Below are 14,349 nucleotides of genomic sequence, written 5' to 3' on the forward strand. Positions count from 1 at the left end.
ATGCACTGAGGAAAACCCCACCCCCGCGTCTCGAGGGGCGACGGGCTGCTTACCGTCTCTTTATCAGGCTCTAGACTCCCGTGCGTACGGATCGTCGAACAGCAGCGTTCACGAGGTTCACGACAGGGAGCGAGGGGCGCACGTGCCGGAACCGACCGTCGGCGACGCGACCGCCGGCGCCGTGACCACCGCCGATGCGACCGTCGGGCTCGCCGCGGACTACTTCCAGTCCTACTCGGTCGTCGGCCTGCTCGCCGTCGTGGGGGTGCTCTTCGTCGCCGTGGCCTTCGGTGCCGGGCGGCTGCTGCGACCGGTGGTCCCGACGCCCGAGAAACTGCTCACGTACGAGTGCGGTGTCGACCCCGTCGGAGAGGGCTGGGCGCACACCCAGGTCCGCTACTACGTCTACGCGTTCCTCTACGTCATCTTCGCGGTCGACTCGATCTTCCTCTTCCCCTGGGCGACGGTCTTCGCCGACCCTGGTTACGGGGCCACGACCCTCGTGGAGATGTTCATCTTCCTCGGATTCCTGGCCGTGGGTCTGTTGTACGCATACAAGAAGGGCGTCCTGTCGTGGACGTGAACCCCGGCGCACCCGCCGACCCCGCACCCGTGCCGCTCCCCGAGCCCAAGAGGCTGGGCACCCTCGCCCGCCTCGCCCCGGAGCCGATGAAGGTCGTCCTGAACTGGGGCCGCCGCTACTCGCTCTGGGTGTTCAACTTCGGCCTCGCCTGCTGCGCGATCGAGTTCATCGCCGCGTCGATGGCCCGCCACGACTTCATCCGGCTCGGTGTCATCCCGTTCGCGCCCGGTCCCCGCCAGGCCGACCTGATGGTCGTCTCGGGCACGGTGACCGACAAGATGGCACCGGCCGTCAAGCGCCTGTACGAGCAGATGCCCGAGCCGAAGTACGTCATCTCCTTCGGCGCCTGCTCCAACTGCGGCGGCCCCTACTGGGACTCCTACTCCGTGACGAAGGGCGTCGACCAGATCATCCCCGTCGACGTCTACGTTCCCGGCTGCCCACCGCGTCCCGAGGCGCTGCTCCAGGGGATCCTCAAGCTCCAGGAGAAGATCGCGCGAGAGTCCCTGGGGGAGCGGTACGGCGTCTCGCCCCGGCCGTCGACGGCGGCGCTGCGGAGCGGGCTTGTACGACCGCCGGACACGGACACGGACGCGGACACGGACGCGGACGCAGACCAGGGCTCAGGCTCGGATGCGGGGCGAGGCCGATGACGGCGGTCGGCTGGCTGCCCGCCGGCGTCGAGGAGCTCTTCGGCACGGGCGCCACGGCGGAGGAGTCGTACGCCCTCCTGACCGTCGACGTGCCGCCCGCCTCATGGATCACCGCCCTGGAGACGGCGCGTGACCGGCTGGGCTGTACGTACTTCGACTGGCTGAGCGCGGTCGACGAACCGGGCACCGGGTTTCGCGTCGCCGCGCACGTCGCGGCGCTGGGGCCGGTACGCAGGCTGCTGCTGCGCACGACCGTCCCGCACGACGCCCCGGCTCTGCCCACCGCCGTCGGGGTGTACGCGGGCGCGGCCTGGCACGAGCGCGAGACCCACGAGATGTTCGGTGTCGCCTTCGAGGACCATCCCGCGCTGGACCACCTGCTCCTTCCGGAGGGCTTCGAGGGCCACCCGCTGCGTAAGGACTTCGTCCTCGCCGCACGCGTCGCCAAGGCCTGGCCCGGGGCCAAGGAGCCGGGCGAGTCCGATCACGGCGGCCCCCGTCGCCGCCAGATGCTGCCGCCGGGCGTCCCCGACCCCAACGAGTGGGGCCCGCTGAAGGGCCAGCTGCCGCCCGCTCCGGCCCGCCCGGCACGCGGTGCGGGGCGAGCGGCGGGAGAGCGACCGGTCCGCGGGGCAGGCGAACGCCCGGCCCGCCGGACCCGTACGGCCGCCGAGGGCTCCGTCGGCCAGACGGCTCCCGGCACCGAGACTCCGGCCGCGCCGCGCCGCTCCCGCACGGCGGCCGAAGGCTCGGCCGGCCAGACCTCCCCGGCCGGCGAACCGACGACGGCACCGACGGCCGCACCGACGGCCGCACCGGCGGCCGCACCGGCGACCGGACCGGCGCCGCGGCGGTCGCGCAGTGCGAGCCAGGGCTCCGCCTCCCAGCGGGCGGCCGGTCCGACGGACGGGCCCACCGCCGACACGGCTGCTGGGCAGGGGGACGTCACCGACACCGGTGCCCTGCCGACCGGACGGTCACCCGGCGCCGGCGGCCCCCGTCGCAGCCGGAGTGCGTCACAGGGCTCGGCGAGCCAGCGGGAGGCCTCCGCCGCCGGGGAGCCGGACGACGCGGGTTCCGGCAGCGCCCCCCGGGGCGGCGACGGCACCGGCTCCTCGCCCGCGGAGGAACCGGCCCCGAAGCCGGCGCCCTCGACACCGCGCAGCCCGGACGCCCCGTGGCACCACGCCCGCCCGGCGTTCGACGAGCCCGACGGGGCGGGGGAGCCGGAGGCGGCGGGGGAGCCGGAGGCGGCGGAGGAGTCGGAGGAGCCGGAGGCGTCCACCGAGTCACCGGAAGCGGAGTCCGACACCCCGGGCGGCACCGAAGCCCCCGGTAACCCTCCGAACCCACCCAACCCCCCGGGAGGCCGGCAGTGAACGACGCGCTCGACGTCACCCTGCGCCTTCTGGTCGTCTTCGTCGTCTTCCTCGCGTTCCCCCTGATAGTCGGCCAGACCGAGCACAAGGTGATGGCCCACATGCAGGGTCGCCTGGGCCCGATGTACGCGGGGGGTTTCCACGGCTGGGCCCAGCTCGTCGCGGACGGCGTGAAGTTCGCGCAGAAGGAGGACGTGGTCCCCGCCGACGCGGACCGCCGCATCTTCCAGCTCGCTCCGGCGGTGGCCCTGCTGCCGTACCTTCTGGTCCTCCTGGCCATCCCGGTCGGGCCCGGAGAGGGCGCGGTCGGTCAGGTCGTCGACGCGGGCGTCTTCTTCGTCCTCGCCGTCATGGGCGTGGGCGTCCTCGGCTCGCTCATGGCGGGCTGGTCATCGGCCAACAAGTTCTCCCTCCTCGGCGGCCTGCGCACCGCCGCCCAACTCCTCGCGTACGAACTCCCGATGCTGCTGACCGCGGCCTCCGTCGCCATGGCGGCCGGCACGGTCTCCCTCGTCGGCATCCTCGACGCCTTCGAGTGGTGGTGGCTGCCCTGGCAGATCGTCGGCGCGATCGTCTTCTTCGTCGCGGGGCTCGCCGAACTGCAGCGGCCCCCGTTCGACATGCCGGTCGCCGACTCGGAGATCATCTTCGGTGCCTACACCGAGTACACCGGCCTGCGCTTCGCCCTGTTCCTCCTCGCCGAGTACGCCGGAATCGTCGTCCTGTGCGGTCTGACCACCGTCCTCTTCCTGGGCGGCTGGCACGGCCCCTGGGGCGCCGACGGACTCGGCTGGGTGTGGACCCTGCTCAAGGCGGCCGTCCTCGCCTTCGTCGTGATCTGGCTCCGCGTGACCTACCCGCGCCTGCGCGAGGACCAGCTCCAGAAACTGTCCTGGACGCTCCTCGTCCCCCTCTCCCTCGCCCAGATCGCCCTCACCGGCATCGTCAAGGTGGTGATCGCGTAATGGCCCCCGTCCCCGGCAGCGGCCTCGCCAAGGGCCTGACCGTCACGCTCCGCACGATGACGCGCAAGACCGTCACCGAGCAGTACCCGGACGCCCAGCCCGAACTGCCGCCCCGTACCCGCGGCGTGATCGGCCTGTTCGAGGAGAACTGCACGGTCTGCATGCTGTGCGCCCGCGAGTGCCCCGACTGGTGCATCTACATCGACTCCCACAAGGAGACGGTCCCCGCGGCCACCCCCGGCGGACGCGACCGCAGCCGCAACGTCCTCGACCGCTTCGCCATCGACTTCGCCCTGTGCATGTACTGCGGCATCTGCATCGAGGTCTGTCCTTTCGACGCCCTGTTCTGGTCCCCGGAGTTCGAGTACGCCGAGACCGACATCCGCGACCTCACCCACGAGCGCGACAAGCTCCGCGAGTGGATGTGGACCGTGCCGGCCCCGCCCGCCCTAGACCCCGGCGCGGAGGAGCCCAAGGAACTCGCCGCCGCCCGCAAGGCCGCCGACAAGCTGGCCGCGCAGCAGCAGCCGGACCAGCCCGGGCAGCCGGACCAGCCCGGGCAGGAGGACCGGACATGACGCTCGCCGCCGCATCCCACGGCTTCCTGTCCCCGACCGGCGTGGAGATCGCCTTCCTCCTCGTCGGCCTGGTCACCTTCGCGGCCGCCGTCGTCACCGTGACCACCCACCGGCTCGTCCACGCGGCCCTGTGGCTGGTGGTGGCCCTGGGCGGACTCGCCGTCGAATACCTGCTGCTCACCGCGGAGTTCATCGCCTGGGTCCAGGTCCTCATCTACGTCGGTGCCGTGGTGGTCCTCATCCTGTTCGGGCTGATGCTCACCCGGGCGCCCATCGGCCGGTCGCCGGACGCCGACTCCGGCAACCGCTGGGCCGCCCTCACCGTGGCCGTGGCCTCCGCTGCGGCCCTGGTGTGGGTCGTCGTCGACGCCTTCCGCACCACCTGGATCGACCTGGACGGCCCGGCCGCGGGCTCCACCGCCGTCACAGGGGCGAGCCTGTTCCAGAACTGGGTCCTCCCCTTTGAAGCGCTCTCCGTGCTTCTCCTCGCCGCCCTGGTCGGCGCCATCGTCCTGTCCCGCAAGGCCAAGGCGACCCGCGCCGACGAAGCGTCCCGGCCCGGAACCTCCCGGCCCGGAACATCCCGGACGGGCGGTGCCCGCTGATGCACCTCGCCTATCCCGCCGTCCTCTCCGCCCTCCTCTTCTGCACGGGCCTCTACGGCGTCCTCGCCCGCCGCAACGCGATCCTGGTCCTGATGTCGGTCGAGCTGATGCTCAACGCCGTCAACCTCAACCTGGTCGCCTTCGACGTCTGGCTCAGCAGGGCCGCGGAGGAGACCCTGCACTCCGGCCAGGCCCTGACCCTGTTCACGATCGCCATCGCGGCCGCCGAGATCGGCATAGGCCTGGCGATCGTCCTCGCCGTCCACCGCAACCGCGGCACCTCGGACATCGACAAGCTCCGCGACACCGCCGAGGGCCACGAGCCGGACGGCCCCGACACCGACACCCCCGCGACCGGGACGGCCGCCGAGAAGGCTGAGGCCACCGCGTGACCACGACCACCCTCGCCGTACTCGTCCCCCTCCTTCCCTTCCTCGGGGCAGTCGCCGGTCTCCTCCTGGGTCGGTCGGCCCCCGGTTTCGTACGCCCCCTCGCCGTCCTGCCGACGCTGGCGGCCCTCGTCCTCGCCGCTCTCGTCGCGGCGCGCCAGGGCGGTGGCCGGGCCCTCGACGCGGTCACCGAGCTGACGCCCACCGGTTCGGTCCCCGTCGAACTCGCCCTGCACATCGACGGCTTCGCCGCCCTCGTCGCCGTCCTGGTCGGCACCGTCGCCACCTGCGTGCAGATCTACTCCACGGGATACCTGCGCGACGACCCGCGCTACGCCTCGTACGCCGCTCTCGTCTCCCTGTTCACCTCCGCCATGTTCCTCGTCGTCTACTCCGGCGACCTGATGGTGCTGCTGGTCGGCTGGGAAGTCATGGGCATCTGCTCGTACTTCCTGGTCGGCCACTACTGGGAGACCCCGGAGGCGCGCGCCGCCTCCCTCAAGGCCTTCCTGGTCACCAAGCTCGGCGACGTCCCCTTCCTGATCGGTCTGCTGGCGCTGGCCACCGAGGCGGGCTCCTTCCGCATCACCAAGATCCTCGGAGCGGTCGCGAGCGGCTCGCTCGACCACCCGACGCTGATCGCGCTGCTGCTCCTGGCCGGTGTCGCGGGAAAGTCGGCGCAGTTCCCGCTGCACACCTGGCTTCCCGACGCGATGGCGGGCCCAACGCCCGTCTCCGCGCTGATCCACGCCGCGACGATGGTCGCCGCCGGTGTGTACTTCGTCGCCCGGCTCCTTCCGCTCTTCGAGGCCTCGCGGGCCGCGATGGTCGTCCTCGCCGTCATGGCCGCCGTCACGATGGTCGGATCCGCGCTCGCCGCCCTGGCCCAGGACGACATCAAGCGCGTCCTCGCCTACTCGACGATCGGACAGCTCGGCTACATGACCGGCGCCCTGGCCACGGGCGACCGGGGTGCCGCCGTCTTCCACCTCCTCTCGCACGGCGCCTTCAAGGCGCTCCTGTTCCTCGCCGCCGGCGTGATCATCCACGCTGCCGGCACCAACTCGCTGGCCGCCATGTCCCGGATGCGGGGCCTGCGCGACCGCGTCCCGGACGCCTACTGGACGATGACCGTGGCCCTGCTCGCGCTCGCCGCGATCCCGCCCTTCAGCGGCTTCTTCTCCAAGGAGTCCGTCCTCGGTGCCGCGGAGCACGTCGCCACCGGCCACACCGAGCACGCGCCCGGCGCCGCTGGCTGGACCGTGCTGGTCGCCGGTCTGATCGCGGCCCTGCTCACCGCTGCCTACGCGACCCGCCTGTGGCTGCTGGCCTTCCGCGGCCGGGGTGCCGAAGCTCCCGACCACGGCAGGCAGCCGCTGGTCATGAACGCCGTGCTCTGGGTGCTCGCCCTCCCCTCACTCGCACTGGGCGGACTCGCCTTCCGCCTGCTGCCCGACTGGTTCGACGGCCAGGACCTCACCCCGACCCTGACCACCTCCGTGCTCGGCACGGGCGTGGCCCTGGTCGGCGGCATCGTCACCTACGCCGCCTGGCGGCACACCACGGCGCTGGCCGACCGCACCCCGCTGGGCGCCGTCGCGGCCCACCCCGAGGGCGACGCCGGCCTGGTGGAGGCCGAGGCGATCGCCGCCCACCGGGCCGCCTACGGAGACCTGGCCTCCGCGCCCGACCCGTCGGATCCGGGACGGCTCCTGCTGGGCCCGGTGCACCGGCACGCGGCCGCGGGCTTCCACCTGGACGCGGTGTACGCGACCCTCTTCGTCCGCCCGGTCCAGGCAGGCGCACGCCTCGTCCGGTTCCTCGACCGCGAGGTCGTCGACACCTACGTACACGCGGCGGGCGCCCTGCCCCGCCTGCTCGGGGCCGCCGTACGACGTGCCCAGACCGGCAATGTGCAGACCTATGTGAGCGCGCTGCTCGCCGGCACCGTCGTCCTCGCGGTCGCCGCCGTCCTCGTCGCCGCGGGAGCGTGAGCAGACGTGATCGATATCAACGAGTCCGTGATGCAGGTCCTTCTCGCGTTCCTCGTCGTCGGCCCGCTCCTCGGTGCCGTCGCCGCCCTCCTGCCGGCGCCGCCCGGACTGAAGGGGAAGTCACCCGAGCAGGCCGTGCTGCGACACGGTGTCACCGTCACCGGCGCTGTCCTCCTCGCGGCGGTCGTCCTCGTGCTCGGCTTCGACCACGACCATCCGTCGAAGATGCAGGCCAGCACGGACATCAGCTGGATCCCCGCACTCGACGTACGCATCCACCTCGGCATCGACGGCATCTCCCTCCCCCTGCTGGTCCTGACCGCGCTGCTGACCTTCCTCTGCGCGCTCTACTCGTACTTCAAGCAGCGACACGAGCGGCTGGCACCGCGGGGCCCGGGCCAGGGCCCGAGCCCGAAGGCGTTCGTCGCGCTGCTTCTCGTTCTGGAGTCAGGTACCCTCGCGACCTTCGCCGTCCTCGACCTGATCCTCTTCTTCCTCGCCTTCGAGATGGTCCTCATCCCGATGTACTTCCTCATCGCCCGCTGGGGCGGCGAGGGACGGGCCGGGGCCGCCTGGAAATTCATCCTCTTCACGCTCCTCGGCTCCGTCGTCATGCTGCTCGGCCTGCTCCTGATCGGAATCACGGCGGGCACATTCGACATGGTGGCACTCGCCACTGACAACGGCCGGTCGCTGACCACATCCGTGCAGGTCATCGCCGTTCTGGCGATCGGGCTCGGGCTCGCGGTGAAGACTCCGATGTGGCCGCTGCACAGCTGGCTGCCCGACGCCCACACCGCCGCGCCGACCGTCGGCTCGGTCCTGCTGGCCGGCGTCCTGCTGAAGATGGGCACGTACGGTTTCATCCGCATCCTGCTCCCGGCCGCACCGGAGGGCTTCCGCGTCTTCGCGCCCTACCTCGCCGCCTTCGCCGTCGTCGGCATCATCTACGGCTCCCTGGCCTGCCTGGCCCTCGCCAGAAGGGGTGCGAAGGGCGACCTCAAACGCCTCATCGCCTACTCCTCCGTCGGCCACATGGGCTTCGTCCTGCTCGGCGTCGCGACCATGACCCCGACCGGCGTCAACGGCGCCCTCTTCGCCAACATCGCCCACGGCCTCATCACCGGCCTGCTCTTCTTCGTGGTCGGCGCGCTCAAGGACCGGACCGGAACGACCGACCTCGACGCCCTTGCCGAGGAGTCCGGCCACGCCCTGTACGGCAAGGCGCCTCGCCTCGGCGGACTGCTCGCCTTCGCCGCGGTCGCCTCGCTCGGGCTGCCCGGCCTGGCCGGGTTCTGGGGCGAGATGCTGGCCCTGTTCGGTGCCTTCGACCCGCACGACGACCTCAGCCGCCCCGCCTTCCTCACCTTCATGGCCATCGCCGCCTTCGGCACCCTGCTGACCGCCGCGTACATGCTGATCGTGGTCCGCCGCGTCTGCATGGGCGCCGTACCGCAGGAGGCCCCGCAGCCGAAGTTCGCCGACGTGCGCACCTACGAGTTCGCCGCCTGGACGCCGCTCGTCGCCCTCACCGTCGTCGCCGGACTGTGGCCCAGGACCCTCCTCGGGCTGACCGACCCGGCCGTGCAGCAGCTCCTCTCAGGAGGCACCCGATGAGCTCCCCGGCCCAGCCTCTCGCGGAGCCCCTGGCACAGCCGCTGGCCCAGAACCTCGTGCAGTCGGTCGACTGGCTCGCCATCGCGCCGCCCACCATCACGGCGGTCGTGGGGCTCGTCGTCCTCGTCACCGACCTGTTCGTCAAGGACGCCCGCAAGCCGCTGCTCGGCTGGATCTCGGTCGCCGGACTCGCTGCCGCCGCCCTCATGCTGCTGCCGCTGGTGAACGACGACCGCTCGACGTTCTGCCAGGCCGGCGAGCCCGGCGTGTGCAGCTACACCGCGGACACCTTCACCCTCGCCATCCAGTTCCTCGTCCTCGGCGGTGCCCTGCTGACCGCCCTGCTGTCCGTCACCGCGGTCAAGGACGCCGACCGGAGACTGCCCGAGGGCGAGTTCTGGTTCCTGCTGCTCTCCTCCGCGGCCGGCGCCGCTCTTCTGCCCGCCTCCCGCGACCTCGCCACGCTGATCGTCGCCCTGGAGGTCGCCTCCCTGCCCGCCTTCGCCCTCGTCGGTCTCCGGCAGGGCGACCGCAGGTCCTCCGAAGCGGCCCTGAAGTTCTTCCTGTCCTCGGTCACCGCGACCGCGGTCAGCCTCATGGGCATCAGCTTCGTCTACGCCACCACCGGCACCCTCTACCTCACCCAGGTGGCGGACCGCATCCAGCACGTCGACGGGCAGTTCACCACCCTCGCCCAGACCGGCGTCGTCCTCACCCTCGTCGGCTTCGCCTTCAAGACGGCCGCCGTCCCCTTCCACTTCTGGGTGCCCGACACCTACGTGGGCGCCCCCCTGCCGATCGCCGCCTACCTGTCCGTGATCGGCAAGGCGGTCGGCTTCTCCGGCCTCATCCTGGTCACGGTCGTCGCCCTGCCGTCCTACGCCGACGTCTGGGGCCCCGCCCTCGCGGCACTGGCCGCACTCACCATGACGGTCGGCAACGTCGGCGCCCTCCGGCAGCAGGCCACGCGCGCGTACAGCGCGGTACGCCTGCTCGCCTGGTCGTCCGTCGGCCAGGCCGGCTACCTCCTGGTGCCGATCGCCGCCGCCGCGTACTCCGACGACCCCGAACACTCCGTCGGCTCCACCGTCGCCTACGCGCTCATGTACGCCGCGGTGAACCTGGGCGCCTTCGCGGTGGCCGCGCTCGTCGGCCGCACCAAGGCCCTGAACCGCGTGGCGGACTACCGCGGCCTGTACGCGTCCAACCCCCTCACCGCCCTGCTCCTGGCCTTCTTCCTGCTCTGCCTCGCCGGACTGCCGCCCGGCATCATCGGCCTCTTCGCCAAGGTCACGGTCTTCTCCGCGGCCGTCGACGCCGGACTCGGCTGGCTGGCCGTCGTCATGGCCGTCAACGTCGTGATCGCGCTCTTCTACTACCTCCAATGGACGGCGCTCCTGTTCCGGACCCCCGAGGACGCGACGGCCGGTCACCGCGCCCCTGCCCCCCTCACCGCCGCGATCACCGTGACGGCGGTCCTCGCCGTCGCCCTCTCCGGAGCACCCCAGCTGATCCTGCGCTTCGCCGACACCGGGCTCTTCTGAACGCAGCCGCCCGCCACGCCCGTCACCCGTACGGACCACACGCCCCGCGCCGGGCACCAGGGAACTGGCGGCCCTCGCCTGGCGTTGACCAGTACAGAAGGGTCCACTGGACGTGTCACCACGGCACCGGTGGCATCGGAGACCGGGAAGCAACCACAGCGAGCGAGACCAGCAAGCAAAGGGTTCCCCTGCTGCACGACTTGGAGGGCGTACCGTGCACCGCCGGCACAACGGGCTCAGGACCGCAGTACTCCTCGGGGGACTGTCCGCGCTCATCATCGTCATCGGCAGCTTCTTCGGCCGAGCGGGGCTCGTCGTCGCCGTCCTCGTCGCCCTGGGCACCAACGCGTACGCGTACTGGAACAGCGACAAACTCGCCCTGCGCGCCATGCGCGCGCGCCCGGTCAGCGAGTTCGAGGCCCCGGCGCTGTACCGCATGGTCCGCGAGCTCTCCACCCAGGCCCGGCAGCCGATGCCCCGCCTGTACATCTCGCCGACGGACGCCCCGAACGCCTTCGCGACCGGCCGCAACCCGCGCAACGCGGCCGTGTGCTGCACCGAGGGCATCATGCGCCTGCTGGACGAGCGCGAACTGCGCGGCGTCATCGGGCACGAACTGAGCCACGTCTACAACCGCGACATCCTGATCTCCTCCGTCGCCGGCGCCCTGGCCTCGGTCATCATGTTCCTGGTCAACTTCGCCTGGCTGATCCCCGTAGGACGGTCCAACGACGATGACGGACCCGGTCTGCTGGGCATGCTCCTCATCATGCTGCTCGGACCGCTCGCCGCCACGGTCATCCAACTGGCGATCAGCCGCTCCCGGGAGTACGAGGCCGACGCCTCCGGCGCCCAGCTGACCGGCGACCCGCTCGCCCTCGCGGGTGCCCTGCGGAAGCTGGAACTCGGCACCAAGCAGCTTCCGCTGCCACCCGAGCCCCGGCTCGAGACCGCCAGCCACATGATGATCGCCAACCCCTTCCGCCCGGGACAGGGGCTCTCGAAGATGTTCTCGACCCATCCGCCCATGGCGGAGCGAATCGCCCGACTCGAAAAGATGGCAGGTCGTCAGCAGTGAAGACCATCCTCAACGTCATTTGGCTCGTGCTCAGCGGCTTCTGGCTGTTCCTCGGCTACCTGCTCGCGGGCGCGCTCCTCTGCATCACGATCATCGGCATCCCCTTCGGCATAGCGGCCTTCCGCATCGGCGTCTACGCGTTGTGGCCCTTCGGGTACACGACGGTCGAGCGGCGCGGCGCCGGAGCACCCTCCTGCATCGGAAACGTGCTGTGGCTCGTCCTCGCCGGCTGGTGGCTGGCCCTCGGTCACATCGTCACCGGCATCGCGCTGTGCGTCACGATCATCGGCATCCCGCTCGGCATCGCCAACTTCAAGCTGATCCCCGTCTCCCTGCTCCCGCTGGGCCGCGAGATCGTGCGCACGGACCAGCCGTTCACGGCCGCGGCAGCGACGCAGCGGACCGGTTGGTAAGGGGGCCTTCGTGGGCCCTCGCGGCCCTCGTTGTCCACAACTTCCGGGTTGTCCACAGGCCCGCCCGGATGTCAGTGGCGGCCCGCATCATGAATCCATGACCGAGAGCGAGCAGTTGCTGGAAAGGGTGGCCGCCAAGGCGCGGAGCACCCGACCGTGGGGCTGGGGTTCCCTGCCCGAGCCCGTGGACGGGGAGGCGCGGGCCCGCGCCGAGGCCGCCCTGGGCTTTCCTCTCCCCGCACTGCTCGCCGAGCTGTACCTGCGCATAGGAGACGGCGGATTCGGCCCGGTGTACGGCCTGTTGCCGCTGCTCGACAACGCGCCCTCGGGCGAGCCCGCCGCCGTGGCCCAGTACCTGGCCTACCGGGACAGTGCTGCGAAGGAGCCGGACTGGCCCTGGCCCGAGGGCGTCCTGCCCATATCCCACTGGGGCTGCGCGATGTACGCGTGCGTCGACTGCCGCTCCCCGCAGGCCACCGTCCTCCTCTTCGAGCCCAACGCGGGCGACGTCGACCACGCCTGGTACGTCGACGCGCCGAGCCTCGACGACTGGTTGCGCACCTGGATCGAGGGCACGGGCTGGTACGAGGAGGCCCACGAGGGCCCGGAACCGACCCCGTGGGCCGCCCTCCCCCTGCGCACCGGAAGACGGCCCGTCCCGACCGGCCCGTCGCCCGCACAGGCCTCCTGAGCGGAGGCCGGCCGAGCCCCGCCCGTCAGGACCTACCCCGAGGTGCCGACACTCGGCCGTCGCGGACGGGTCCCCGACGCGCGGCCCCCGCGGCACCAGTCGCCCTTCACCGCGAGGTCTGCTGCCCCCGCACCCCGTACGCCACCACACCCACCGCCAGCACACCCACTCCCACGACGACCGACACCGCAGGAAGCGAGAACGCGAGCACCACGCACCCGATCAGCCCCGACGCCGGTACGACCCGCGACAGCCGTGACGGGTCGAGCGTCCAGGCCGACGCGTTGGCCACCGCGTAGTACGCCAGCACACCGAAGGAGGAGAAGCCGATCGCCCCACGCACGTCCACCGTCGCCGCCAGGACCGCGACCACCGCGCCCACGGCCAGTTCGGCCCGGTGCGGCACCTGGAAACGCGGGTGCACCGCGGCCAGCGCCTGGGGCAGATGACGGTCCCTGGCCATGGCCAGCGTCGTCCGGGAAACGCCCAGGATCAGCGCCAGCAGCGAGCCCAGCGCGGCCACGGCAGCGCCCGCCCGCACGACCGGCACCAGCTCCGGCACACCGGCCGCCCGCACCGCGTCGGCCAGGGGCGCCGTCGCCTGCCCCAGACCGGCCGGACCCAGCACGGAAAGGACAGCCACCGCGACACACCCGTACACCGCCAGGGTGAGGCCCAGCGCCAGAGGAATCGCGCGCGGAATGGTGCGCCGCGGATCCCGCACCTCCTCACCGAGGGTCGCGATGCGCGCATATCCCGCGAACGCGAAGAACAGCAGACCGGCCGCCTGCAGGACCCCGCCCGCCCCGCCCGACATGCCGATGTCCAGCCGACCGGCGTCGGACCGCCCGGACCCGAGACACACCGCCACCACGGAAGCGAGGACAGCGAGAACCACCGCCACGATCACCCGCGTCAGCCAGGCGGACTTCTGGATGCCGCCGTAGTTCACCGCGGTCAGCGCCACCACGGCGGCGACCGCCACGGTGTGCGCCTGCTCCGGCCAGACGTACGCGCCCACAGTGAGCGCCATCGCAGCACAGGAGGCCGTCTTCCCGACGATGAAGGACCAGCCCGCGAGATAGCCCCAGAACTCCCCGAGCCGTTCACGCCCGTAGACGTAGGTGCCGCCCGAGGCCGGATAGCGGGCGGCCAGCCGGGCCGACGACAGGGCGTTGCAGTAGGCGACGACGGCTGCCCCGGCGAGGGCGAGGAGCAGACCGGAGCCGGCGGCACCGGCCGCCGGTGCCAGGGCGGCGAAGATCCCGGCGCCGATCATGGAACCGAGTCCGACGACGACGGCGTCGCCCAGGCCGAGAGTGCGACGCAGACCGGAACCCGCAGGTGTCATGGGTCGCACCCTACTGATCAGCGCAACCACCCGGCGCGGTCGGAACGTCCTCTCCACCAAGAGGACATGAACACCGCGGAGGAACGGGCCCGCAGCACTGGCACAGTGTGGGCGCAGGAAGAAAGGGCAGGGTCACGGCATGACCGTCATCAGCTGGATCATCCTCGGACTGCTGGCCGGAGCCATCGCCAAGTTCCTGCTGCCGGGCCGCGACCCCGGAGGGCTCATCGGCACCACCCTCATCGGCATCGCGGGCGCCTTCCTCGGCGGCTGGATATCGGCCCGCTGGCTGGACCACCCGATCAGCAAGGACTTCTACGACGGCGCCACCTGGGCGGCGGCGATCGGCGGTTCGCTGGCGCTCCTGGTCGCCTACCGGCTCCTGTTCGGCAACTCGCGCGACTGAAAGCGCGCGGGCCGGACGAGAAAGGGTGGACACCGCCGGGGTGCCCACCCTTTTCCGTCAACGAAGGCCTGCGCGCCGCCGAGCCACCGCGTCGCCCGCTCGG

At 71.7% G+C, this 14,349-nt stretch carries 15 protein-coding genes; 14 read left to right on the plus strand and 1 reads right to left on the minus strand.

Features of this window, described 5'->3' with window-relative positions; all coding sequences use genetic code 11:
* The first annotated feature begins 142 nt into the window (after positions 1 to 142).
* From ACH4D3_RS15720 to ACH4D3_RS15780, 13 genes are all read left to right on the plus strand, one after another.
* Entirely contained in the window at positions 143 to 583 is a 441-nt protein-coding gene (locus ACH4D3_RS15720; protein ID WP_059299971.1) for an NADH-quinone oxidoreductase subunit A, read from the plus strand.
* Complete coding sequence (locus ACH4D3_RS15725; protein WP_398322055.1) at positions 574 to 1,236, plus strand: NADH-quinone oxidoreductase subunit B; 663 nt, start codon at positions 574 to 576, stop codon at positions 1,234 to 1,236. Before ACH4D3_RS15720 ends, ACH4D3_RS15725 begins: the two co-directional genes overlap by 10 nt.
* On the plus strand, positions 1,233 to 2,615 hold the full coding sequence (locus tag ACH4D3_RS15730; protein WP_398322058.1) for an NADH-quinone oxidoreductase subunit C: 1,383 nt from the start codon (positions 1,233 to 1,235) through the stop codon (positions 2,613 to 2,615). Before ACH4D3_RS15725 ends, ACH4D3_RS15730 begins: the two co-directional genes overlap by 4 nt.
* Positions 2,612 to 3,580 carry a complex I subunit 1 family protein gene (locus ACH4D3_RS15735; protein WP_003974345.1) on the plus strand — a complete coding sequence of 323 codons (969 nt, stop codon included), beginning with the start codon at positions 2,612 to 2,614 and terminating at the stop codon, positions 3,578 to 3,580. The genes ACH4D3_RS15730 and ACH4D3_RS15735 overlap by 4 nt, the downstream gene beginning before the upstream one ends.
* The gene (locus ACH4D3_RS15740) at positions 3,580 to 4,158 is read left to right on the plus strand and encodes a NuoI/complex I 23 kDa subunit family protein (protein ID WP_398322061.1); all 579 of its coding nucleotides are present in this window, start codon (positions 3,580 to 3,582) and stop codon (positions 4,156 to 4,158) included. Before ACH4D3_RS15735 ends, ACH4D3_RS15740 begins: the two co-directional genes overlap by 1 nt.
* Complete coding sequence (locus tag ACH4D3_RS15745; protein ID WP_398322064.1) at positions 4,155 to 4,763, plus strand: NADH-quinone oxidoreductase subunit J; 609 nt, start codon at positions 4,155 to 4,157, stop codon at positions 4,761 to 4,763. The genes ACH4D3_RS15740 and ACH4D3_RS15745 overlap by 4 nt, the downstream gene beginning before the upstream one ends.
* Positions 4,763 to 5,155 carry an NADH-quinone oxidoreductase subunit NuoK gene (gene nuoK, locus ACH4D3_RS15750; protein ID WP_011029757.1) on the plus strand — a complete coding sequence of 131 codons (393 nt, stop codon included), beginning with the start codon at positions 4,763 to 4,765 and terminating at the stop codon, positions 5,153 to 5,155. The genes ACH4D3_RS15745 and nuoK overlap by 1 nt, the downstream gene beginning before the upstream one ends.
* Positions 5,152 to 7,146, plus strand: a complete 1,995-nt coding sequence (locus ACH4D3_RS15755; protein WP_398322067.1) for an NADH-quinone oxidoreductase subunit L — start codon at positions 5,152 to 5,154, stop codon at positions 7,144 to 7,146. Before nuoK ends, ACH4D3_RS15755 begins: the two co-directional genes overlap by 4 nt.
* 6 nt (positions 7,147 to 7,152) lie before the next feature.
* Positions 7,153 to 8,763: an NADH-quinone oxidoreductase subunit M gene (locus ACH4D3_RS15760; RefSeq protein ID WP_398322069.1), complete on the plus strand. Its 1,611-nt coding sequence runs from the start codon at positions 7,153 to 7,155 to the stop codon at positions 8,761 to 8,763.
* A complete protein-coding gene (locus ACH4D3_RS15765) occupies positions 8,760 to 10,307 on the plus strand; it encodes an NADH-quinone oxidoreductase subunit N (RefSeq protein WP_398322072.1) in 1,548 nt (515 codons plus the stop codon). Before ACH4D3_RS15760 ends, ACH4D3_RS15765 begins: the two co-directional genes overlap by 4 nt.
* Positions 10,308 to 10,521: 214 nt before the next feature.
* Positions 10,522 to 11,385, plus strand: coding sequence for a zinc metalloprotease HtpX (htpX, locus tag ACH4D3_RS15770; RefSeq protein WP_164279660.1), 864 nt, complete (start codon positions 10,522 to 10,524; stop codon positions 11,383 to 11,385).
* Positions 11,382 to 11,798, plus strand: a complete 417-nt coding sequence (locus tag ACH4D3_RS15775) for a YccF domain-containing protein (protein ID WP_003974337.1) — start codon at positions 11,382 to 11,384, stop codon at positions 11,796 to 11,798. Before htpX ends, ACH4D3_RS15775 begins: the two co-directional genes overlap by 4 nt.
* A 97-nt stretch (positions 11,799 to 11,895) precedes the next feature.
* Positions 11,896 to 12,489 (plus strand): SMI1/KNR4 family protein, encoded by a 594-nt coding sequence (locus ACH4D3_RS15780; RefSeq protein WP_398322076.1) that lies wholly within the window; start codon positions 11,896 to 11,898, stop codon positions 12,487 to 12,489.
* A gap of 106 nt (positions 12,490 to 12,595) precedes the next feature.
* Here ACH4D3_RS15780 and ACH4D3_RS15785 read toward each other — a convergent pair whose 3' ends face one another.
* On the minus strand, positions 12,596 to 13,840 hold the full coding sequence (locus tag ACH4D3_RS15785) for an APC family permease (protein WP_398322079.1): 1,245 nt from the start codon (positions 13,838 to 13,840) through the stop codon (positions 12,596 to 12,598).
* A gap of 139 nt (positions 13,841 to 13,979) precedes the next feature.
* On the opposite strand from ACH4D3_RS15785, the gene ACH4D3_RS15790 reads away from it, so the two are divergent.
* Positions 13,980 to 14,246: a GlsB/YeaQ/YmgE family stress response membrane protein gene (locus tag ACH4D3_RS15790; protein ID WP_398322082.1), complete on the plus strand. Its 267-nt coding sequence runs from the start codon at positions 13,980 to 13,982 to the stop codon at positions 14,244 to 14,246.
* Positions 14,247 to 14,349 lie beyond the last annotated feature (103 nt).

Source organism: Streptomyces sp. NPDC018026, assembly GCF_044327745.1.
GTDB classification, from domain to species: domain Bacteria; phylum Actinomycetota; class Actinomycetes; order Streptomycetales; family Streptomycetaceae; genus Streptomyces; species Streptomyces rubrogriseus.